Origin of the sequence: Kitasatospora sp. NPDC004723, from assembly GCF_040609255.1 — a bacterium.
Classification (GTDB): Bacteria; Actinomycetota; Actinomycetes; order Streptomycetales; family Streptomycetaceae; genus Kitasatospora.
Genome location: NZ_JBEXJT010000035.1, coordinates 31,145 through 50,377 on the forward strand (window position 1 = coordinate 31,145; position 19,233 = coordinate 50,377).

Sequence of the window (19,233 nt, forward strand, 5' to 3'; positions counted from 1 at the left end):
GGGCTGCTCAGACGTTCGGCGACAGGACGAAGAGCGGGAACACCCGCCGCTGCGGCACCTCGCCGATCTCGTCCAGCGCCGCGCGGATCTCCCGCAGATGGCCGACGGTCAGCTGCAACGGGACCTCGTGCGGCTGGTAGGTGTACCGGATCGGGTAGTCCACCCCCGGCTTCACGCTCATCTCGATGTGGCAGCCGAGCACATGGCTGACCGTCCGGGCCTCGCAGAAGTCGATCAGCCTGCGGATCGACCGGCCGAACGCCGCCCAGTCCTGGATGTAGAGCCGCCCCGGGTACACCGTGTCACCGGTGAGCAGGAACCCCGTCCACGGGTCGTGGAAGGTCACCGCCGCCTCGTGGTGCCCCGGCGTCGCCAGGCACTCCAGCACCCGGCCCCCGAGGTCCACCCGGGCCACGGCGTCGGCGTCCCGGTCGAACCCGAAGAACGCCCAGGCCGTGCTCAGGTCCGCGGGCACCAGCCGGGTGTCCGGCCGGTCCGCGAACTGCCCGTCCCCCGCGACGTGGTCCCCGTGCCCGTGGGTGTGCAGCACCAGCAGCTCGTACCCGTCCCTCGGGTGGCGCTCCAGCCAGTCCGCGACGAGCCCGTCGACGGTCGCCCGCAGCGGGAAGTACTCCGCCGAGGCGGTGGCCCCGGTGTCGATCAGCACCGCCCGCTCGTTGCCGAACAGCAGGAACAGGAACGGCGCCTCGTAGTTCACCGCCATGTTCTGCCGCAGCACGAAGGTGTGCTCGTCGTACTCGTGCACCTGGATGTCCGGATCGGTGTTGTGCTTCGCCGACTCCGACCCGTGGATCCACCGCACGTCCAGTCCCCGCACCCGCGGAGCCGTCCCACCGAAATCGATCGGCGAAGTCCCCATGCCGTCCCCCGTCCCGCTGTCCGGACCATCATCCCCTCCGGCGAAACTACCACCACGCCGGGACGGACCTGCGGAAAGGCCGGTGGGCCGCCGCGCCCACGGCACGGCGGCCCACCGGGGAGAACCGCTCGGCGACTACAGGTACAGCCCGGTCGAGCCCTCGGTGTCGCCGAAGCGCATCGCGGCGACGGCGTGCAGGTCGCGCTCGCGCAGCAGGACGTAGGTGGCGCCGCGGACCTCGACCTCCAGCTTGTCCTCGGGGTCGTAGAGCACCCGGTCACCGGGCTCCACGGAGCGCACGCTCTGGCCGACGGCGACCGCCTCGGCCCAGGCGCAGCGCTTGGAGATCTCCGCGGTCGCCGGGATCAGGATGCCGCCGGTGGAGCGGCGCTCGCCCTCGCCGGCCTCGGTCTTCACCAGCACGCGGTCGTGCAGCATCTTGATCGGCAGCTTCTCGCCGAGCCGGTCGTGACGCGGCGCGTCGCCCGCGCCGGGCAGGGACTGCTGGGTCGGTTCGTCGTTCGTACTCACGACCCCGAAGGTACCGCTCCCGGGCGCGGCGTGTGACGCCAGCCCGGTGCCGCGGGCGGGCCGGCGGACCGGCGCGGGCCGGGCAGCGGCTGCCCGGCCCGGGAGATGCGGCCGTGGCTCAGCGCTTGCGGCGCCTGCGCGCCGAGGCGACCAGCAGCACCAGGCCGACGCCGACCAGCGCGGCCGGAACGATCCGCTCCTTGCGCGGCTGCCCCTTCTCGTCCACGAACTGCGCGCGGGCCTGCTCGACCAGGCCGCTCGCGGCCACGTACGCCCGGCCGGCCTTCTCCTCGACGGCGGCCACGGCCTTCGCCTTGACCTGGGCGGAGACGGTGGTCGGGTGCACGCGCACGGCGAGCTCGTCCAGCGTCGCCGCCAGCTGGGTGCGGGTCCGGGAGATGTCCGCCTCGATCTGGGCGGTCGTCCGCGCCGACTTGTCCGTACTGCTCGCCTCGCCCACTCGGGCCACCCCATTCACTGATGTTCGTCCTGTGCGACTGACCCAGTGTGTCAGCTGCCACGCGGGGCCGCGCGGCCCCACCCACCATCGGAGGTAAGTTTGCCGTGGTACGACCGCCCGTCCAGCACCAGGAGAAACCCCGTGAGTGAGCGTCTCCAGCCCGGTGACACCGCGCCCGCCTTCACCCTGCCCGACGCCGACGGCAACGAGGTGTCCCTCGCCGGCCACCTCGGCCGCAAGGTGATCGTCTACTTCTACCCGGCCGCGCTCACCCCCGGCTGCACCAAGCAGGCCTGCGACTTCACCGACAACCTGGAGGTCTTCTCCGGCGCCGGGTACGACGTCATCGGCATCTCGCCGGACAAGCCGGAGAAGCTCGGCCGGTTCCGCGAGGCCGAGGACCTCAAGGTCACCCTGCTCTCCGACCCGGAGAAGAAGGTGCTGGAGGCCTACGGCGCGTTCGGCGAGAAGAAGCTGTACGGCAAGACCGTCACCGGCGTGATCCGCTCCACCGTGATCGTGGACGAGCAGGGCAAGGTCGAGCACGCGCTGTACAACGTGAAGGCGACCGGCCACGTGGCCAAGCTACTGCGCGACCTCAAGGTCGAGGCGGCCTGACGCACCGCCCGGACACGCGGCGGCGTCTGACACTTCGTCACCGCCGTGTCCCGGTGCTGTCCGCGCTCTGCCCGGAACCTGTCGGACGGACCCCGGCGCCCCTAGCGTTCTGTTCCACCGGGCGCCAGCGGCCCGGGCCCGTCCTTGTCAGGGGAGCAAAGCCGTGCAGAGTGCCAGATCCGTGTCCACCGCCCGTGTCGCCCTCGCCGGCGCGATCGTCGCGGCGCTCGCGCTGACGGCCTGCGGGCCGGAGAACGACGACACCGCCGCACCGCCGCCGGCCACCGCGACGGCGCCACCGACCGCTCAGCCGACCGCCACCGCAACCGCAACCGCAACCACTCAGCCGACCACGACCGCGACCGCGACCGCCAAGCCCTCCTCCCAGACCCCGGCCGGCAAGCGGCAGGTGGTCGAGACGATGACGGCCGGCGGGCTGGCCAAGACCATCGGCCAGGACGCGGTCTCCGACGTCGCCGTGGACCCGGGCGAGATGCGCGACGACATGCACATGGTGCTCGCCAACTTCGACCGCCCCGGGCAGACCTCCGGCCGCCGGATCCTGCTGATCGCCGTCGACAACATCCCCGAGGACCCGGCCAAGCGCCGCGAGCACCTCTGGCGCGGCATGATCGACTACGCCCTGCAGCGCGGTTCGACCGGCACCCCGACCACCGCCGCCCCGTTCGCCGCCGGACCGCTGGGCGGCTCGCTGGAGTGCCTGAAGCTGCCGGAGGCGCCCACCACCGACGTCGTCTGCGGCTGGTCCGACGCCTCCACCGCCGGCGTCGCGCTGTTCCCGAGGACCACCCCGGCCGAGGCGGCCGCCCTGTTCGCCAAGATGCGCGGCGACATCGAGAAGTAGGCCCGCGACGGAACCGGAAAAGCAGCGGTGGCGGCGCACCCCCCGACCGGGTGCACCGCCACCGCCGTCTCTCACCTCAGGCGACCGCTGTCATCAGCAGGCGCCGAGGTCGCTCCAGACACCCCAAGAGCCGCTGGCGCTCGGGTCGTCGCCCTTGGTCCACCACTTGTTCTGGTAGTAGTGGCCCTTCCAGGAGACCTTGGTCGGGGTGGCGTAGGTGGTGCCCGCGTCCCAGCTCGGCGCACCCGCGCAACCGGCCGGCGTGGTCGGCGGCGTCGTGGGCGGAGTGGTCGGCGGGGTGGTGGGCGGAGTGGTCGGCGGCGTCGTGGGAGGCGTCGTCGGCGGGGTGGTCGGCGGCGTGGTGGGCGGGGTCGTGCCGCCGTCCACCGCACCGCGGGTCAGGTCGCCCTTGAGGCCGTACAGCGTGCCGCCCACGTTGACCGTCCAGTTGGACGGGGTGGACACCGGCAGGTAGTAGACGAAGTCCATGTCGATCGACGCGCCCGGCGCGAGCGACTGCCAGCCCGGAAGCTTCACCGAGACCCGGTTGTAGGTGCCCTTGAGGCCGCCCACGTTGCCGGTGCCGGTGTGGTCCTGCCGGATCACGGTCAGGCCGAAGCCGGACTGGTCCTTGGCGTTGCCCGGAGCCGAGTTGCTGTAGTCGAACTGGAACTCGGTGCCGCCCGGCAGGGTCGTCGTCGAGTTGTTGACGATGTGGATCTTCGGGTTGATCGGGTAGTTCGAGTCACCCAGCGCGAAGTTGGTGAACGACACGTCGATCGGCAGGGTCTGCTGCGGCAGCGCGATCGTCGAGCGGGTCGCGCCGTACGCCGAGGAGGCCTTGAACTTGTCGTACATCAGCGAGGTCAGCGTGTTGCCGGGCACGTACTGGCCCTTGCCGCCGTTGGCGGTGGCGTCCCACTTGTAGTCGCCCGCGAGCTCCCAGATCATCGCGCCGCCGGCGCCCTGGTTGACGATGTAGTCGGCCTTGGCACCGATCGACTGCTCGTCCTCGGTGGACAGGTAGACCTTCTTGCTGTCGTTCCACAGCCACGGCGCCACCAGGGTGGAGCTGTAGTTGCGCACGTAGCTGCCCTGCAGGGCGGTGTCGGTCACGCCGTACTTGGAGAGGTAGTCGGGCACGATGCCCTTCTCCAGGTTCTTGGCGTGCCACATCGGGTTCGACCCGGCCGGGGACTCCTTGCCCGCGTCGTCCTTGTCGTTCCAGATGTTGTCGATGCCGACCGCGCCGTCACCGCACGAGGTCAGGCCGGAGCCGACCGGGCAGGTGGTCGCGGCGGCGGTGCCCCAGAGGCCGTTGGTCCCGCCCTGAACGTTCTTGAAACCGCGGGTGTAGTACGGCAGGCCGACGTTGATCCGGCCAGCCGGCATCGCACCGCGGAAGTAGTGGTACGACCAGTCGGCGTTCAGGTAGCCGATGCCGCCGTACTGACCGGTGCCGTAGACGTTGGCCGCCGCCAGCTCGCCGTCCTTGCCGTCGTCGAACAGCGCGGCGTTCGGGCCGACGTACTTGTTCCAGGACCCGTGCAGGTCGTACGACATGATGTCGACGTAGTCCAGGTACTGCGCGATCTGGAACGTCTCCATGCCGCGCAGCAGGTAGCCGGACGACGGGGCCGCGACCGAGAGCAGGTAGTGCTTGCCGTCGGCGGCGCCGGCCCGGTCCAGCTTCTCGCGCAGCGTCTTCATCAGCGCCGCGTAGCCCTTGGCCAGCGAGGCGCGCTTGCCGTTGGCGAGCTGCCAGTCCAGCGGGTTGCCGGCGTCCTTCATCGAGGTCGGGTACTCGTAGTCGACGTCGACGCCGTTGAAGCCGTACTTCTTGATGAAGTCGACGGCCGAGTTGGCGAAGGTGTCGATGCCCGCCTGGTTGACGCTGCCGTCCGGGTTGACGGTCATCGAGTAGAAGCCGCCGGAGTTGACGCGCTTGCCGTCGTCCCCGAAGTACCCGCCGGTCTCGGTCCAACCGCCCACCGAGATCATCGTCTTGACGTTCGGGTACTGCTTCTTGTACTTCGTCAGCAGGTTGAAGTGGCCCTTGTAGGGCAGCGACGGGTCGAGCTCGGCGCCGGGCACCCCGGGGAAGGACATCCCGGTGGCCGCGTTCTTCTCGCTGTCCGTACCGACCGACAGCTTGTTGTCGGAACCGACGTGGGCGAACGCGTAGTTGAGGTGGGTGACCTTGTCCCACGGGATGTCGCTGACCAGGTACGGCTTGGTGCCGTCCTGGCCGGTGCGCCAGCTCGTGAAGTAGCCGATGATGCGGCGCTGGTGGTCCGCGCCCATCTTCTCGCGGCCGTTGGTGTCGTAGACGCTGCAGTACGGGACGTCGACGCCGGGCGTGGTGTAGAGACCGTCGGGCCGACACGCGGCGTTGTCGACGGCGGCGGACGCCTGGGAGGGCGCCGCGCCCAGCGTGGCCACCAGCAGGCCGGCCATCGCGGCACCCGCCAGCGCGGCCAGGCCGGCGCGGGCCGCCGGGCTCGTGGAACGACGGGCAGCGGTGGGACGCCGCTCCGCCGTGGATCGGATCAACACTCGGTCCTCCGGGCAGAGTGTCGGCGCGTGCCTGTGGGGGAGCACGCACGTGGGGGAAAGCAGATTGGCGCCGAAGCTATGTGGTCTGAACCACATAGGTCAATAGGTCTGGACCAATTGGTAATCATTTCCCCAACATCCCCGGTCGAACGGCCGCTTGCCGGCACGCCCTGACACCCCACCAACCCCACCCGCCCCACCCACCCCGGCCGACCACCCCCGTGACCGAAACCCCCCACCACTCGTTCACCCTCACGGGGGACGGGCCCGCACGCGCCCGAAGGGGGGACGGCCATGACGATCAAGTACACCCGCGAGTTGCTGACGGCGGTCGCCGCCGAGTCGTCCAGCATCAACGACATGATGCGACGGCTTGGCGTCCCGATGGCAGGCGGCACGCACAGCTACCTGAGCAAGCGGCTGCGGCACTACGGCATCGACACCACGCACTTCACCGGAGGCAGGCCCGCGTACGAGCGTCGGACCTACAGCCGGGAGCAGCTCGCCGAGGCCGCCGCGAAGTGCACCGGCATCGGCTCGATGCTGCGCGAGCTGGGCGTGGTGCCGTACGACAGCGCGTACTCCTACATGAAGCGGCGGCTGGCCGAGTTCGGCATCGACACCTCGCACTTCGACCGGGAGGACCGGGAGAACCGGGACGAGCAGGTGATCGCGGCCGTCCGCGAGCAGTCCAGCATCGCCGGCGTGATCCGGGCCCTGGGCCTCTCCGAGAGCGGCGGCGCCCGCAGACTCGTCAAGGACGCCATAGCCCGCCACGGACTGGACACCGGCCACTTCACCGGCTCGGCCCACAACCGGGGCGCGAAAGCGGGACCCCGGATCCATCCGGACGCCCTCCTGGTGGAACTGCCGCCCGGAAGCCACCGGGTCCCAGGCGACCGGCTGCGCGCCATGCTCGTCCACATCGGTCGGCCCGATGCCTGTGCCGACTGCGGAACCCCGCCATGCTGGCGCGGCCGGCCGATGACGCTGGAGGTGGACCACATCAACGGCGACTGGCTCGACAACCGGCGCGAGAACCTCCGCCTGTTGTGTCCGAACTGCCATGCCGTCACGCCGACGTACTGCGGACGGAACCGCAAACCCGTATCGACTCCCCCAACCAGCCGGTAGGCTTGCCTTGACGTGCGCCCGTACTCCAGCTGGCTAGAGAGGTACGGTTTAGGTCCGTATTGTCGTGGGTTCGAGTCCCACCGGGCGTACCAAGCGAAATGGCCCGCTTGCCTTCGAACCGAAGGCAAGCGGGCCATTGTCATAGCGCCAGGACTCAGGCCAGCAGGTCCTTCACCACCGGGGCGAGGGCGCGGAAGGCCTGGCCGCGGTGGCTGATGGCGTTCTTCTCGGCGGGGGTGAGTTCGGCGCAGGTGCGGGTCTCGCCGAGGGGCTGGAGGATCGGGTCGTAGCCGAAACCGCCGTCGCCCGCCGGGGCGGTGCGCAGGGTGCCGAGGAGGCGGCCCTCGACGACGCGCTCGGTGCCGTCGGGGAGGGCGAGGGCGGCGGCGCAGAAGAAGTGGGCGCCGCGGTGCTCGGCGGCGATGTCGGAGAGCTGGGCGAGCAGGAGGTCGAGGTTGGCGCGGTCGTCGCCGTGCTTGCCGGACCAGCGCGCGGAGAAGATGCCCGGGGCGCCGTTCAGGACGTCCACGCACAGGCCGGAGTCGTCGGCGACGGCCGGCAGGCCGGTGGCGCGGGCCAGGGCGTGCGCCTTGAGCAGGGCGTTCTCGGCGAAGGTGACGCCGGTCTCGGGGACGTCGGGGATCTCCGGGTAGGCGTCGGCCCCGACCAGTTCGACGTCCAGGCCGGCGTCGCCGAGGATGTCGCGCAGTTCGGCGACCTTGTGCTGGTTACGGGTGGCGAGGATGAGTCGAGTGGTCATGGATCCACCCTAAACCGAGCAAACCGCGCGCTCCGGCGCCGTCCCGGGTGAAGCGGCGTCAGCCGGTGCAGACCTTGGTGAGGTTCGAGGCGGCGTCACCGAGCGGCTTGAAGTCCGGCACCTGCTTGTTGTTGACCGCCCGCTGGACCTTGTCGACCTGGGTGCCGAGGTCGGTGATGGCCTGGGCGACGTCGGTGTCCTTGGAGTTCTTGCCCAGCTGGTCGAGGTCGTTCTTGAGCTTCTGCAGCGCCTCGCCGGCGGCGGCCGCGTCGTTGCTCGCGTTGCTGTAGGCGCTGCTGACCTCGTTGATGTCGCCGGTGATCTTCACGGCGGTGTTCCCGCAGTCGATCGCCTTCTCGGCGGCGGAGCAACTGACCGCGCTGAGCGGGAGGATGGCGATCAGGCCGGCCACGGCGAGCATGGTGGGGCGGGCGATGCTCTGGGGCATCCGGTCCTCCTCGGTGCGCGGGTATCCGGAAGGGAAGGACGCGCGCTGAGGGGTGCGCGGTTCCCGCAACGGGTGCTGCCGGAACCGTACGGGCTCCGGGCCCGGCCTGTACAGCGGCCTGGCCCGGAGCCCGGGGATTTCCGGAAACCGAAGCGGAACCGGTACATCAGGGGGTAAAAGGCGTGCCCCCGGTGTCAGCCCTCCAGCTCGCCGAGGACCTTGCGCTGGACCTCGTCGAGCTCGGCGCAGCCGAGGGTGCCGAGGTCCAGCAGCTGGTCGAGCAGCGCGCGGTCGAAGGGCGCGCCCTCGGCGGTGCCCTGGACCTCGACGAAGCGGCCGTCGGAGGTGCAGACGATGTTCATGTCGGTCTCGGCGCGGACGTCCTCCTCGTACTGGAGGTCGAGCATCGGGACGCCGTCGATGATGCCGACGCTGACGGCGCTGACGCCGCCGGTGATCGGCTTGCCCTTGGCGCGCAGCAGCTTGCGCTCGCGGGCCCAGCCGACGGCGTCGACGAGCGCGACGTAGGCGCCGGTGATGGCGGCGGTGCGGGTGCCGCCGTCGGCCTGGAGGACGTCGCAGTCGAGGACGATGGTGTTCTCGGCGAGCGCGCGGTGGTCGACCACGGCGCGCAGCGAGCGGCCGATGAGCCGGCTGATCTCGTGGGTGCGACCGCCGAGGCGGCCCTTGACGGATTCGCGGTCGCCGCGGGTGTTGGTGGCCCGCGGGAGCATGGAGTACTCGGCGGTGACCCAGCCCTCGCCGCTGCCCTTGCGCCAGCGCGGGACGCCCTCGGTGACGCTGGCGGTGCACAGCACCTTGGTGTCGCCGTAGGAGATGAGGACGGAGCCTTCGGCGTGCTTGCTCCAGCCCCGTTCGATGGTGACGGGGCGGAGCTGGTCGGGGGTGCGGCCGTCGATGCGTGACATAGGCACCGAGCGTAGTCGGTTTCGGCGGGTGCTCCGGGTACGCCCCGAGGCGTCCCGAGGCGTCCGGGTCTGCCCGGACGGGCCGCTCCCGGTGCCCGGACGTACCGCGGCCCGCCGCCCCGGTGGGGTCGGCGGGCCGCGGGAGCGAGCCTGGTGGGCTCAGCTCACATCATGTCCTCGATGTCGGCGGCGATCGGGTCGGCGTCGGTGCCGATGACGACCTGGATCGCGGTGCCCATCTTCACGACGCCGTGGGCGCCGGCGGCCTTCAGTGCGGCCTCGTTGACCAGGGAGGCGTCCTTGACCTCGGTGCGCAGGCGGGTGATGCAGCCCTCGACCTCTTCGATGTTGTCGATGCCGCCCAGACCGGCGACGATCTTCTCAGCCTTGCTGGCCATTGCTTTCTCCCTCTGTCTCGGCCCGTCGGCTGCTCTGCCGGGTGCCGTCCTGCGCGGTGACCTCGGTCGCGGTGACGCGGGGTCAGTGGTCGGTCGTGCCGTGGCGTGCTGCCGGAGCAGCGCGACCAGCATGACCCGAGCCGAACCGATATGCCACGTTAGTCCACTTTTGGCCCATTTCGGCGCGCATCCCCCGGACCGGCGTCCGAGGATGACGAGCAGTGGGGCCGTCTCCCGGCGCGCGGCCTGCGTCCCAAAAGTGGTCTACACCAATATATGTGTACTCCGACGAACGCAGGAAGGGCCCCGGGTGTTCCCGGCCCCGCCCCCGGGCCCCGGCGGGGCCCATCGGCCGGCCACCGCACCCGGAGGGCGAATGATGAGTTCGGCAGGCGCCGCGGCATCCCAGACCACCTGGTGGCACACCTTCTACGGCGGCCTCCAGAAGATGGGCCGCTCGCTCCAGCTGCCGGTGGCGGTGCTCCCCGCCGCCGGCATCCTCAACCGGCTCGGACAGCCCGACGTCTTCGGCAAGGACGGGCTGGGCTGGGACAACGTGGCCAAGGTGTTCGCGGCGGCCGGCGGCGCACTGCTGGACTCCTCGTTCGGCCTGCCGATCCTGTTCTGCATCGGCGTCGCGATCGGCATGGCGAAGAAGGCCGACGGCTCGACGGCGCTGGCCGCGGTGGTCGGCTTCCTCGTCTACTACCGGGTGCTGCACGCCTTCCCGGAGCACTGCAAGCCGCCGACCGTGCTGGTGAGCGACCAGTGCGTGGACTACACCTCGGCGAAGGCGGCGGCGGCGACGTACCAGAACCCCGGCGTGCTGGGCGGCATCCTGCTCGGCCTGATGTCGGCCTGGCTCTGGGTGCGGTTCCACCGCACCAAGCTGGTGGACTGGCTGGGCTTCTTCAACGGCCGGCGGCTGGTCCCGATGATCACCGCGCTGGTCGGCATGCTGCTGGCCGTCGTGGCGGTCTGGGCGTGGCCGCCGATCGGCCGCGGCCTGAACTCGTTCAGCCAGACCCTGGCCGACCTGGGCGCGGGCGGTGCGGGCATCTTCGGCGTGGCCAACCGGGCGCTGCTGCTGATCGGCATGCACCAGCTGCTGAACACCTTCGTCTGGTTCCAGTTCGGCGAGTACACCAAGCCCGACGGCATGGTCGTGCACGGCGACATCCCGCGCTTCCTGGCGGGCGACCCGACCGCGGGGCAGTTCCAGTCGGGCTTCTTCCCGATCATGATGTTCGCGCTGCCGGCCGCCGCGCTGGCGATCGCCCACTCGGCGAAGCCGCACCGGCGCAAGGAGATCTACGGCCTGATGCTCTCGGTCGGCCTGACCTCCTTCGTGACCGGCGTCACCGAGCCGATCGAGTACTCCTTCGCCTACATCGCCCCGGCGCTGTACGCCGTGCACGCGCTGCTGACCGGCGCGTCGATGGCCGTCACCTGGGGACTGGGGGTGCACGACGGCTTCAGCTTCTCGGCCGGCCTGATCGACTACGTGATCAACTGGGGCCTGGCCACCAAGCCGTGGCTGATCATTCCCATCGGCCTCGCCTTCGCCGCCGTGTACTACGCCCTCTTCCGCTTCATCATCGTGAAATTCAACCTGAAAACCCCGGGGCGCGAGGACGAGAGCGAGGTCGAGGACGTGACCAAGCCATAAACCGAGCGTCACCGCGTCGAATCCGAAAAGGCCCCCGGACCGCCCGTCCGGGGGCCTTCGCCATATCCGGGCCGGGCTGATGGTCCCGGTGCGAACGCCCATCGGCCCGGCCCGGACGGGCAGTCGGTGACGAGCCGGTGACCTGCCGTGGAGCATCCGGCCGCCCCGGCTTTTTGTTGCGCAAATAGCCAAAATGCCAATCACGGCGGGTAATCAAGATCGTTGATCCGCAAGTAGGTTTCGATTTCATAGCGCTTCTCAGCTGCGGCGCTTTCAAGGGTTCCGCCCCTCCTCCACCCGTGCTACAAAACTGGTCTACACCACGTGTGGTGTAGACCAGTTCGCGGTTCGGCCCCCTGTGCACCCTCTCCCGACCGACCCGCCCTTGCCGTTAGGAACCCACCCCCATGAGTCAGTCTGCGCAGGCACCGGCGCCCGCCACGGCTCCGGCCACACCCAGCCCCACCAAGAAGTTCGGCCAGAACCTGCTCCAGGGTCTGCAGAAGATCGGCCGCAGCCTCCAGCTGCCCATCGCCGTTCTCCCCGCCGCCGGTCTGCTGATGCGTCTGGGCCAGGACGACGTCTTCGGCAAGGACGGCCTCGGCTGGAACAAGGTGGCCGCGGTCTTCGCCACCGCGGGCAACGGCGTCTTCGACAACCTGCCGCTGCTCTTCGCGGTCGGCATCGCCATCGGCTTCGCCAAGAAGGCCGACGGCTCGACCGCCCTCGCCGCGCTGGTCGGCTTCCTGGTCTACAAGAACGTGCTGACCGCGTTCCCGATCACCGAGGGCCACATCGCCGACGGCAAGTGGGTCCCCGCGACCTACCAGAACCCCGGCGTCCTCGGCGGTATCGTGATCGGCCTGCTCAGCGCCGTGCTGTGGCAGAAGTACCACCGCACCAAGCTGGTCGACTGGCTCGGCTTCTTCAACGGCCGCCGCCTCGTCCCGATCATCATGGCCTTCGTCGGCACCGCCGTCGGTGTCCTGTTCGCCCTGACCTGGGGCCCCATCGGTGACGCGATCAAGAGCCTGAACGACACCCTGATCGGGGCCGGCGCGTTCGGTGCCGGTGCGTTCGGCCTGGTCAACCGCGGTCTGCTGCCGGTCGGCATGCACCAGTTCGTGAACTCCTACGCCTGGTTCCAGACCGGTGACTTCACCAAGGCCGACGGCACCGTCGTGCACGGCGACCTGACCCGCTTCTTCGCCGGCGACCCGACCGCCGGACAGTTCATGTCGGGCTTCTTCCCGATCATGATGTTCGCCCTGCCGGCCGCCGCCTTCGCCATCGCCCACACCGCCAAGCCCCACCGCCGCAAGGCCGTCACCGGCATGATGCTGTCGCTGGCGCTGACCTCCTTCGTGACCGGTGTCACCGAGCCGATCGAGTTCTCCTTCGTCTTCATCGCCCCGCTGCTGTACGTGATCCACGCCCTCCTCACCGCCGTCTCGATGGCCGTGACCTGGGCGCTCGGCGTGCACGACGGCTTCACCTTCTCCGGCGGCCTGATCGACTACCTGCTCGCCTGGAGCAAGGCCACCGACCCGTGGATGATCATCCCGCTGGGCCTGGCGTTCGCCGCGCTGTACTACTTCCTGTTCCGCTTCGCGATCGTGAAGTTCGACCTCAAGACCCCCGGTCGCGAGGACGACGACGAGATCGAGGACGTCACCAAGGCCTGACACCCGCACCACCCCGCACCACCCCGCACGCCGCTCACGGCCCCGCCCCGCCACCCGCTCCCCGGGTGGCGGGGCGGGGCCGTTCGTGTGCCCGGGCGAGGCGGTCCGCGGGCCCGCGACCGGCTCCCCGGGTGTCCACCGCGGCGGCCGCCCGCTGAGACGGTGGTTGACGGATCCGCGGACCCGCTGGTCAACTGAAGCGGTGAACGCCCCCCGTCTGCTGGTGACCCGCAGCCACATCGACTTCGGTCGCGTGTGGTCCGCGGCGTGTCGCGGCTGACCCGAGCGTTCCCCCCGCCGCCGCCCGGCTGACGTCCCCGCCGCGCCCCGGCCCGCGCACCACCCCGTCACCCGCGCCCGCCCGCGCCCCGGGCGGGCCGGCCCGTGCCCGCGCACACCCGCCCGCCCCGTCCCCGGGACCGCGTCCCCAGGACCGCGGGCCGCTCCGCGACCACCGCACGCCCCGCTTCCGTCCCAGGAAAGTCAAGGCCGCCCATGCCCCGCCAGCTGCACCTTTCCGCCGCCCTCGACAGCCCCGGCCACGTCGACGCCGCGCACTTCACCGCCCTCGCCCGGCTCGCCGAACGGGCCGCCCTCGACTTCGTCACCCTCGACGACTCCTACGCCCCCGAACCGCGGCGGCTCGACGCGCTCGCCACCTTCGCCCGGCTCGCCCCGGTCACCCAGGGCCTCGGCCTGGTCCCGACCGTCACCACCACCCACACCGAGCCGTTCCACACCTCCCTGTCGGTCAACACCCTGGACTGGGTCAGCGAGGGCCGGGCCGGCTGGCTGGTCGGCGTCTCCGACACCGAGGCCGAGGCCAGGGCCTTCGGCCGCAAGGGCACCGCCCCAGCCGACGAGCTCTGGGCCGAGGCCGCCGACGCCGCCGAGGTCGCCACCCGGCTCTGGGACAGCTGGGAGGACGACGCCGAGATCCGCGACACCGCCACCGGCCGGTTCGTCGACCGCGCCAAGCTCCACCACATCGACTTCGAGGGCCCGCACTTCTCGGTCTGCGGCCCCTCCACCACCCCCCGCCCGCCGCAGGGCCGCCCGGTCGTCGCGGTCACCGTCACCGCCGCCGACCTCGCCCCGGACGCCGGCCCCGGCGGCCGTGCCCGGGTCACCACCGCGGCCCGCTACGCCGACGTCGTCCTGCTGGACGCCCCCGACCGGGCCACCCGGCTCACCGCCGCCACCGAACTGCGGCTGCGCGGCGGCGAGGCGCTGCGGATCCTGGCCCGGATCCCGGCCACGCTCCCCGACGACGCCGCGACCGCCGCCCTGATCACCGAGGTCACCGAGGGAGGCGGCGGGGTCGACGGCTTCCACCTGGTTCCCGCCGACCCGGCCCGCGACCTCGCCGCGATCGCCGACCGCGTCGTACCGGCGCTGCGCGAGCGCGGCCTGTTCCGCGCCGGCTACACCGGCCGCACCCTGCGCGAGCACCTCGGCCTGGCCCGCCCCGCCAGCCGCTACGCGCTCGCCGCGACCATCCCCACGCCCGCCTCCCCCGCAGCCCCCGTGACCGCCGAGGTGACCCGATGACGGACCGCCCGCTCAAGCAGATCCACCTCGCCGCGCACTTCCCCGGCGTCAACAACACCACCGTGTGGAGCGACCCGGCCTCCGGCAGCCAGATCGCCTTCGACTCCTTCCGCCACCTCGCCGCGACCGCCGAACGCGGCCGGTTCGACTTCTTCTTCCTCGCCGAGGGCCTGCGGCTGCGCGAGGTCAAGGGCCGGATCCACGACCTGGACGTGGTCGGCCGCCCCGAGTCGATCACCGTGCTCGGCGCGCTCGCCGCCGTCACCACCCACCTCGGGCTGGCCGCCACCGTCAACGCCACCTTCAACGAGCCCTACGAGCTGGCCCGCCGGTTCGCCTCCCTGGACCACCTGTCCGGTGGCCGCGCCGCCTGGAACGTGGTCACCTCCTCCGACGCCTTCACCGGTGAGAACTTCCGCCGCGGCGGCTACCTCGACCGCGCCGACCGCTACACCCGGGCCGCCGAGTCCGTCGCGCTGGCCCGGGCGTTCTGGGACGCGGCGGGCGAGGGGACGGTCCGCCACCAGGGACCGCAGTTCGACGTCGAGGGCACCCTCTCGGTGCCCCGGCCGCCGCAGGGCCACCCCGTGGTGATCCAGGCCGGCGACTCCGACGAGGGCCGCGAGTTCGCCGCCGCCACCGCCGACGTGATCTTCAGCCGGCACTCCACCCTGGCCGCCGGCCAGGCCTTCCACGCGGACGTCAAGCGGCGGCTCGCCGGGTACGGGCGCAAGCCGGACGAGCTGAAGATCATGCCCGGGGTCACCTATGTGCTGGGCGACACCGAGGAGGAGGCCGTCGAACGGGCCGCCGCCATCCGCCGCGCCCAGGTGAGCCCGGCCACCGCGATCGCCTACCTGGAGCAGGTCTGGGGCGTCGACCTCTCCGACCACGACGTGGACGGCCCGCTCCCGGCCGGCGACCCGGTCCGGGGCTCCGACCTCGTCCAGGGCCGCACCTCGCTCGGCGACCCCCTGGAGACAGCCGCCAAGTGGCGCGCGGTGGCCGCCGAGAAGAAGCTCAGCAGCCGTGAGCTGGTGATCGAGGTGACCGGCCGGCAGAGCTTCATCGGCACCCCGCGGAGCGTCGCCGACCAGATCGACCGGCATGTGCAGAGCGACGCCGCGGACGGCTTCATCCTCGTCCCGCACCTCACCCCCGGCGGGCTGGACGATTTCGTCGACAAGGTGGTGCCGCTGCTCCAGGAGCGCGGGGTGTTCCGCACCGAGTACACCGGCACGACGCTGCGCGACCACCTCGGCCTGCCGGTGCCCGGACGGCGCTGACCCCGCCCGGCGGGAACCGTCAGACCCGGCCCAGCCGGGCGGCGTGCACGCCGGCCTGGAAGCGGCTCTCCGCGCCCAGGCCGGCGGTCAGTTCGGCGACCAGCCGGCGCACCGTCCGCTCCGACAGCTCCAGCTTGCGGGCGATCGCCGCATCGGTCCGCCCGGCCGCCGGCAGCCGCAGCACCTCGATCTGACGACCTGTCATCACCTCACCCTCGGGCAGGACTTCGGCGGGCGCCCAGGCCGCCGACCAGAAGTACTCGAACAGCTCGGCGACCAGCGCCACCAGCGCCGGCTCACGCACCACCACGGGTACGCGGCGGACGAGGTGTTCCTGTGCGGGACGGCGGCCGGGGTGGTGGCGGTGCGGTCGCTGGACGACCGGGAGCTGCCGGCCGTCCCGGGAGCGCTGACCACGCGGCTGCGGGCGGCCTACGAGGCGGCGGTGACCGGCGCGGACGGGCGCTACCGGCACTGGCTGACGTACGTGGGGTGAGCCGAGGTACGTGAGGTGGGCCGACGTCCGCGCGTCGCGTGGGTCAGAGCTCGTAGACGGCGCCGGGCCGGGCGATGTCCACCGGTCCGGGGAAGGCCGCCGCCGCGTCCCGCCGGTTCAGCTCGGCGTCCGTCCACGGCGGGATGTGGGTGAGGACGAGTCGGCGGGCGTCGGCCGCGGTGGCGTGCTCGCCGGCCTCGCGGCCGTTGAGGTGGACGGCCCGGTAGGTGTCGCGGCCGTCGAGGTAGGCGGCCTCGCACAGGAAGAGGTCGGTGTCCCGGGCGAGCTCGACGAGTTCGGGGCTCTCGCCGGTGTCGCCGGAGTAGACGAGGCTGCGGCCGGCGTGTTCGAGCCGGAAGGCGAAGGCGTCGACGGGGTGGTTGACCTGGGCGACGCCGATCCGGAACGGGCCGAGGTCGAAGCGGCCGGGGGTGAGGGTGCGGAACTCGAACACCTCCTTCATCCCGGGGTTCTCCGGCATGTCGTAGGCGCGGGCCATCCGGGCGGCGGTGCCGGCCGGGCCGTAGACGGGCATCGGATCCGGACAGCCCTCGGCCCGGTAGTTGCGGGCGACCCAGTAGGCGCACAGGTCGATGCAGTGGTCGGCGTGCAGGTGGCTGAGCAGCACGGCGTCGACGTCGTAGATCGAGACGTACTTCTGCAGGGCGCCGAGCGCGCCGTTGCCGAGGTCGAGCACGACGCGGTAGCCGTCGGCCTCCACCAGGTAGCTGGAGCACGGCGAGTCGGCGGACGGGAAGCTCCCCGAGCACCCCACCACGGTCAGTTTCATCCGAGCCCCTCCGCCCCGACACGTCCTGGCTGCCGCTGGTCATGACAGCGGGCCGGGAATGCCGGCCGGAGGCGCTGCCCTGCGCGTGTTGTCGAGAGTAAGGGCGGAGCGGCACTTTGCCCCCGTCTCCGTGCCGTGCTGTGGCTGGAATCACCAGAACGCCCGGGGCGCCGGGGGCGGGGGCGCCGCGGTGGGGCGTCAGCGGTGGCCGGGGCGCCGGCGGGCCCAGCCGCGGATGGTGTCGGGGTACCACCGGGGGTGCCCGCCCGCGTCGACCAGGTCCGGTTCGGGCAGCAGGCCGTGCCGCCGGTAGGTGCGCACGGTCTCGGGCTGGACGTTGATGTGGCGGGCGATCTCGGTGTACGACCACAGGTCGGTGCTGCGGCTCACGGGTCACCTCCGCTGGTGCGTGGGGGGACGTTCGTGAACAGCCTTTCCGGGCGCCGGGCCGCCCCGGGCCCCGGAGCGGGGACCGTGGTCGAACCGTGACGAACCGGAAGCAGGACGCGGACAAAACCCGGGCGTCGCGGCCGGGGCCGCGGACCGGTCAGGCCCAGAGCTGGCCCTGCAGCGCCTCGACGGCGGCCTCGGTGGACTCGGCGGTGTAGATGCCGGTGGACAGGTACTTCCAGCCACCGTCGGCGACCACGAAGACGATGTCGGCGCGCTCGCCGGCCTGGGCGGCCTTGCGGCCCACCCCGATCGCCGCGTGCAGGATCGCGCCGGTGGAGACGCCGGCGAAGATGCCCTCCTGCTGGAGGAGTTCGCGGGTGCGCCGGACGGCGTCGGCGGAGCCGACCGAGAAGCGGGTGGTGAGCACCTCGGCGTCGTACAGCTCGGGGACGAAGCCCTCGTCGAGGTTGCGCAGGCCGTAGACGAGGTCGTCGTAGCGCGGCTCGGCGGCGACGATCCGCACCCCGGGCACCTTCTCGCGCAGGTAGCGGCCGACGCCCATGAGGGTGCCGGTGGTGCCCAGGCCGGCCACGAAGTGGGTGACGGTGGGCAGGTCGGCGAGGATCTCGGGGCCGGTGCCGGTGTAGTGGGCGCCGGCGTTGTCGGGGTTGCCGTACTGGTAGAGCATGACCCAGTCGGGGTGCTCGGCGGCGATCTCCTTGGCGATCCGCACGGCGGTGTTGGAGCCGCCGGCAGCGGGCGAGGAGATGATCTCGGCGCCCCACATGCGCAGCAGTTCGCGCCGCTCCTCGCTGGTGTTCTCGGGCATCACGCAGACCATCCGGTAGCCCTTGAGCTTGGCCGCCATGGCCAGCGAGATGCCGGTGTTGCCGCTGGTGGGTTCGAGGATGGTGCAGCCGGGGGTGAGCCGGCCGTCGGCCTCGGCGCGCTCGATCATGTGCAGCGCCGGGCGGTCCTTGATGGAGCCGGTGGGGTTGCGGTCCTCCAGCTTGGCCCAGAGGGTGACCAGGCCCTCGCTGTTGCCGGGCACCGCGGCGGACAGCCGGGGCAGGCGGACCAGCGGGGTGTTGCCGACGGCTTCGAGCGGGCTGTCGTAACGCAAGGGGTCCTCCGGCGGGCGGCGGTGGGGTTCGGTACGGACGGCCCGCCCCGTCCCGGGCGGTGCGCGGGACGGGGCGGGCTGGCGGTCAGCGGGCGCCGCCGGCCACGGCGGGCAGGATGGTGACGCTGTCGCCGTCGGCGACGGCGGTGGAGATGCCCTCCAGGAAGCGGACGTCCTCGTCGTTCAGGTAGACGTTGACGAAGCGGCGCAGCTCGCCGCCGTCCAGCAGGCGGGCGGCGATGCCCGGGTGGCGGGCGTCGAGGTCGGTGAAGAGTTCCCCGAGGTTGCTGCCGGTGCCCTCGACGGCCTTGGCGCCGTCGGTGTAGGTGCGGAGGATGGTCGGGATGCGGACCTCGATGGCCATGGGTGCGCTCCTGTGCGAGTCGTGAGGTGGGTGGGCCGCAGCGGGCGCGGCAGGGCGTTGCGGCCCGGGGCGGTGGTCTCCACGGGCGGGCCGGACGGGCGGCTCAGCGCGAGCGCGCCGGCGTACCGGGACAGATCGCGCCGGCGTGCCGGCACAGGTCGATGTGCAGGCGCGCCACGAGGCGGGTGCCCGGGGCCTGAGTGCTCACATCGACGGAACGCATGGGCTCATCGTATAGATTCCCGGGCCCGCTCCTCCATGCCCGTCTCGGGATGCGGATGAGTTCGTCCCTCATGT

General features: G+C 71.6%; 22 protein-coding genes and 1 tRNA gene. 9 read left to right on the top strand and 14 right to left on the bottom strand.

From position 1 onward, the window contains the following. Positions 1–7 precede the first annotated feature (7 nt). The 3 genes from ABZW10_RS27315 to ABZW10_RS27325 all read right to left on the bottom strand — a co-directional run bounded on the left by ABZW10_RS27315 (position 8) and on the right by ABZW10_RS27325 (position 1,871). A complete protein-coding gene (locus ABZW10_RS27315; RefSeq protein WP_355370609.1) occupies positions 8–823 on the bottom strand; it encodes an MBL fold metallo-hydrolase in 816 nt (271 codons plus the stop codon). A gap of 192 nt (positions 824–1,015) precedes the next feature. Next, positions 1,016–1,318: a co-chaperone GroES gene (locus ABZW10_RS27320; protein ID WP_078881937.1), complete on the bottom strand. Its 303-nt coding sequence runs from the start codon at positions 1,316–1,318 to the stop codon at positions 1,016–1,018. Between the two features lie 211 nt (positions 1,319–1,529). Then, positions 1,530–1,871, bottom strand: coding sequence for a DUF3618 domain-containing protein (locus ABZW10_RS27325; protein WP_355370612.1), 342 nt, complete (start codon positions 1,869–1,871; stop codon positions 1,530–1,532). A 141-nt stretch (positions 1,872–2,012) separates the two neighbouring features. On the opposite strand from ABZW10_RS27325, the gene bcp reads away from it, so the two are divergent. Beyond that, positions 2,013–2,489, top strand: a complete 477-nt coding sequence (gene bcp, locus ABZW10_RS27330) for a thioredoxin-dependent thiol peroxidase (RefSeq protein WP_355370614.1) — start codon at positions 2,013–2,015, stop codon at positions 2,487–2,489. A 181-nt stretch (positions 2,490–2,670) separates the two neighbouring features. Next, positions 2,671–3,354 (top strand): hypothetical protein, encoded by a 684-nt coding sequence (locus ABZW10_RS27335; RefSeq protein WP_355370617.1) that lies wholly within the window; start codon positions 2,671–2,673, stop codon positions 3,352–3,354. A 93-nt stretch (positions 3,355–3,447) separates the two neighbouring features. Here the strand turns inward: ABZW10_RS27335 and ABZW10_RS27340 are convergent, their stop codons facing one another. After that, entirely contained in the window at positions 3,448–5,811 is a 2,364-nt protein-coding gene (locus ABZW10_RS27340; protein WP_355370753.1) for a chitinase C-terminal domain-containing protein, read from the bottom strand. A gap of 393 nt (positions 5,812–6,204) precedes the next feature. Here ABZW10_RS27340 and ABZW10_RS27345 point away from each other — a divergent pair, with 393 nt between their 5' ends. Together ABZW10_RS27345 and ABZW10_RS27350 are read left to right on the top strand one after the other, a co-directional pair. Further along, the gene (locus ABZW10_RS27345; protein ID WP_355370619.1) at positions 6,205–7,044 is read left to right on the top strand and encodes an HNH endonuclease; all 840 of its coding nucleotides are present in this window, start codon (positions 6,205–6,207) and stop codon (positions 7,042–7,044) included. A gap of 14 nt (positions 7,045–7,058) precedes the next feature. After that, positions 7,059–7,136, top strand: a tRNA-Leu gene (locus ABZW10_RS27350). Positions 7,137–7,198: 62 nt separating this feature from the next. On the opposite strand, the gene rdgB is transcribed toward ABZW10_RS27350, so the two are convergent. The 4 genes from rdgB to ABZW10_RS27370 form a co-directional block, all read right to left on the bottom strand. Beyond that, complete coding sequence (gene rdgB / locus ABZW10_RS27355; protein ID WP_355370622.1) at positions 7,199–7,804, bottom strand: RdgB/HAM1 family non-canonical purine NTP pyrophosphatase; 606 nt, start codon at positions 7,802–7,804, stop codon at positions 7,199–7,201. Between the two features lie 58 nt (positions 7,805–7,862). Then, positions 7,863–8,252: a hypothetical protein gene (locus ABZW10_RS27360; RefSeq protein WP_355370625.1), complete on the bottom strand. Its 390-nt coding sequence runs from the start codon at positions 8,250–8,252 to the stop codon at positions 7,863–7,865. 194 nt (positions 8,253–8,446) lie between these two features. Beyond that, a complete protein-coding gene (rph, locus tag ABZW10_RS27365; RefSeq protein ID WP_355370628.1) occupies positions 8,447–9,181 on the bottom strand; it encodes a ribonuclease PH in 735 nt (244 codons plus the stop codon). A gap of 164 nt (positions 9,182–9,345) precedes the next feature. Further along, positions 9,346–9,579, bottom strand: a complete 234-nt coding sequence (locus ABZW10_RS27370; protein WP_063349220.1) for a PTS glucose/sucrose transporter subunit IIB — start codon at positions 9,577–9,579, stop codon at positions 9,346–9,348. Between the two features lie 379 nt (positions 9,580–9,958). Between ABZW10_RS27370 and ABZW10_RS27375 the strand changes: the two genes are divergently transcribed. From ABZW10_RS27375 to ABZW10_RS27390, 4 genes are all read left to right on the top strand, one after another. Continuing rightward, entirely contained in the window at positions 9,959–11,248 is a 1,290-nt protein-coding gene (locus ABZW10_RS27375) for a PTS transporter subunit EIIC (RefSeq protein WP_355370632.1), read from the top strand. Positions 11,249–11,655: 407 nt separating this feature from the next. After that, positions 11,656–12,933, top strand: a complete 1,278-nt coding sequence (locus ABZW10_RS27380; RefSeq protein WP_355370635.1) for a PTS transporter subunit EIIC — start codon at positions 11,656–11,658, stop codon at positions 12,931–12,933. 495 nt (positions 12,934–13,428) lie between these two features. Further along, entirely contained in the window at positions 13,429–14,484 is a 1,056-nt protein-coding gene (locus tag ABZW10_RS27385; protein WP_355370638.1) for an LLM class flavin-dependent oxidoreductase, read from the top strand. Then, complete coding sequence (locus tag ABZW10_RS27390; protein WP_355370641.1) at positions 14,481–15,770, top strand: NtaA/DmoA family FMN-dependent monooxygenase; 1,290 nt, start codon at positions 14,481–14,483, stop codon at positions 15,768–15,770. Before ABZW10_RS27385 ends, ABZW10_RS27390 begins: the two co-directional genes overlap by 4 nt. Before the next feature lie 19 nt (positions 15,771–15,789). Here ABZW10_RS27390 and ABZW10_RS27395 read toward each other — a convergent pair whose 3' ends face one another. Beyond that, entirely contained in the window at positions 15,790–16,077 is a 288-nt protein-coding gene (locus ABZW10_RS27395) for a helix-turn-helix transcriptional regulator (protein ID WP_355370644.1), read from the bottom strand. 57 nt (positions 16,078–16,134) lie between these two features. Here ABZW10_RS27395 and ABZW10_RS27400 point away from each other — a divergent pair, with 57 nt between their 5' ends. Beyond that, complete coding sequence (locus ABZW10_RS27400; protein WP_355370647.1) at positions 16,135–16,266, top strand: hypothetical protein; 132 nt, start codon at positions 16,135–16,137, stop codon at positions 16,264–16,266. 43 nt (positions 16,267–16,309) lie between these two features. Here ABZW10_RS27400 and ABZW10_RS27405 read toward each other — a convergent pair whose 3' ends face one another. The 5 genes from ABZW10_RS27405 to ABZW10_RS27425 form a co-directional block, all read right to left on the bottom strand. Then, the gene (locus ABZW10_RS27405) at positions 16,310–17,056 is read right to left on the bottom strand and encodes an MBL fold metallo-hydrolase (protein WP_355370649.1); all 747 of its coding nucleotides are present in this window, start codon (positions 17,054–17,056) and stop codon (positions 16,310–16,312) included. 198 nt (positions 17,057–17,254) lie between these two features. Next, positions 17,255–17,446, bottom strand: a complete 192-nt coding sequence (locus tag ABZW10_RS27410) for a MerR family transcriptional regulator (RefSeq protein ID WP_355370652.1) — start codon at positions 17,444–17,446, stop codon at positions 17,255–17,257. Positions 17,447–17,603: 157 nt separating this feature from the next. After that, the gene (locus ABZW10_RS27415; protein ID WP_355370654.1) at positions 17,604–18,572 is read right to left on the bottom strand and encodes a cysteine synthase; all 969 of its coding nucleotides are present in this window, start codon (positions 18,570–18,572) and stop codon (positions 17,604–17,606) included. Between the two features lie 85 nt (positions 18,573–18,657). Continuing rightward, the gene (locus ABZW10_RS27420; RefSeq protein ID WP_355370657.1) at positions 18,658–18,936 is read right to left on the bottom strand and encodes a MoaD/ThiS family protein; all 279 of its coding nucleotides are present in this window, start codon (positions 18,934–18,936) and stop codon (positions 18,658–18,660) included. 103 nt (positions 18,937–19,039) lie between these two features. Beyond that, positions 19,040–19,159, bottom strand: coding sequence for a putative leader peptide (locus ABZW10_RS27425; protein WP_310593142.1), 120 nt, complete (start codon positions 19,157–19,159; stop codon positions 19,040–19,042). Positions 19,160–19,233 lie beyond the last annotated feature (74 nt).

What these genes read in the sequence shown, in the direction of transcription:
- ABZW10_RS27320 (WP_078881937.1), bottom strand. Translation starts at nt 1,318, where the DNA reads ATGCTGCACGACCGCGTGCTGGTGAAGACCGAGGCCGGCGAGGGCGAG.
- ABZW10_RS27340 (WP_355370753.1), bottom strand. Translation starts at nt 5,811, where the DNA reads ATGGCCGGCCTGCTGGTGGCCACGCTGGGCGCGGCGCCCTCCCAGGCG.
- ABZW10_RS27345 (WP_355370619.1), top strand. Translation starts at nt 6,205, where the DNA reads ATGACGATCAAGTACACCCGCGAGTTGCTGACGGCGGTCGCCGCCGAG.
- rdgB (WP_355370622.1), bottom strand. Translation starts at nt 7,804, where the DNA reads ATGACCACTCGACTCATCCTCGCCACCCGTAACCAGCACAAGGTCGCC.
- ABZW10_RS27360 (WP_355370625.1), bottom strand. Translation starts at nt 8,252, where the DNA reads ATGCCCCAGAGCATCGCCCGCCCCACCATGCTCGCCGTGGCCGGCCTG.
- rph (WP_355370628.1), bottom strand. Translation starts at nt 9,181, where the DNA reads ATGTCACGCATCGACGGCCGCACCCCCGACCAGCTCCGCCCCGTCACC.
- ABZW10_RS27370 (WP_063349220.1), bottom strand. Translation starts at nt 9,579, where the DNA reads ATGGCCAGCAAGGCTGAGAAGATCGTCGCCGGTCTGGGCGGCATCGAC.
- ABZW10_RS27375 (WP_355370632.1), top strand. Translation starts at nt 9,959, where the DNA reads ATGAGTTCGGCAGGCGCCGCGGCATCCCAGACCACCTGGTGGCACACC.
- ABZW10_RS27380 (WP_355370635.1), top strand. Translation starts at nt 11,656, where the DNA reads ATGAGTCAGTCTGCGCAGGCACCGGCGCCCGCCACGGCTCCGGCCACA.
- ABZW10_RS27385 (WP_355370638.1), top strand. Translation starts at nt 13,429, where the DNA reads ATGCCCCGCCAGCTGCACCTTTCCGCCGCCCTCGACAGCCCCGGCCAC.
- ABZW10_RS27390 (WP_355370641.1), top strand. Translation starts at nt 14,481, where the DNA reads ATGACGGACCGCCCGCTCAAGCAGATCCACCTCGCCGCGCACTTCCCC.
- ABZW10_RS27405 (WP_355370649.1), bottom strand. Translation starts at nt 17,056, where the DNA reads ATGAAACTGACCGTGGTGGGGTGCTCGGGGAGCTTCCCGTCCGCCGAC.
- ABZW10_RS27420 (WP_355370657.1), bottom strand. Translation starts at nt 18,936, where the DNA reads ATGGCCATCGAGGTCCGCATCCCGACCATCCTCCGCACCTACACCGAC.
- ABZW10_RS27425 (WP_310593142.1), bottom strand. Translation starts at nt 19,159, where the DNA reads ATGCGTTCCGTCGATGTGAGCACTCAGGCCCCGGGCACCCGCCTCGTG.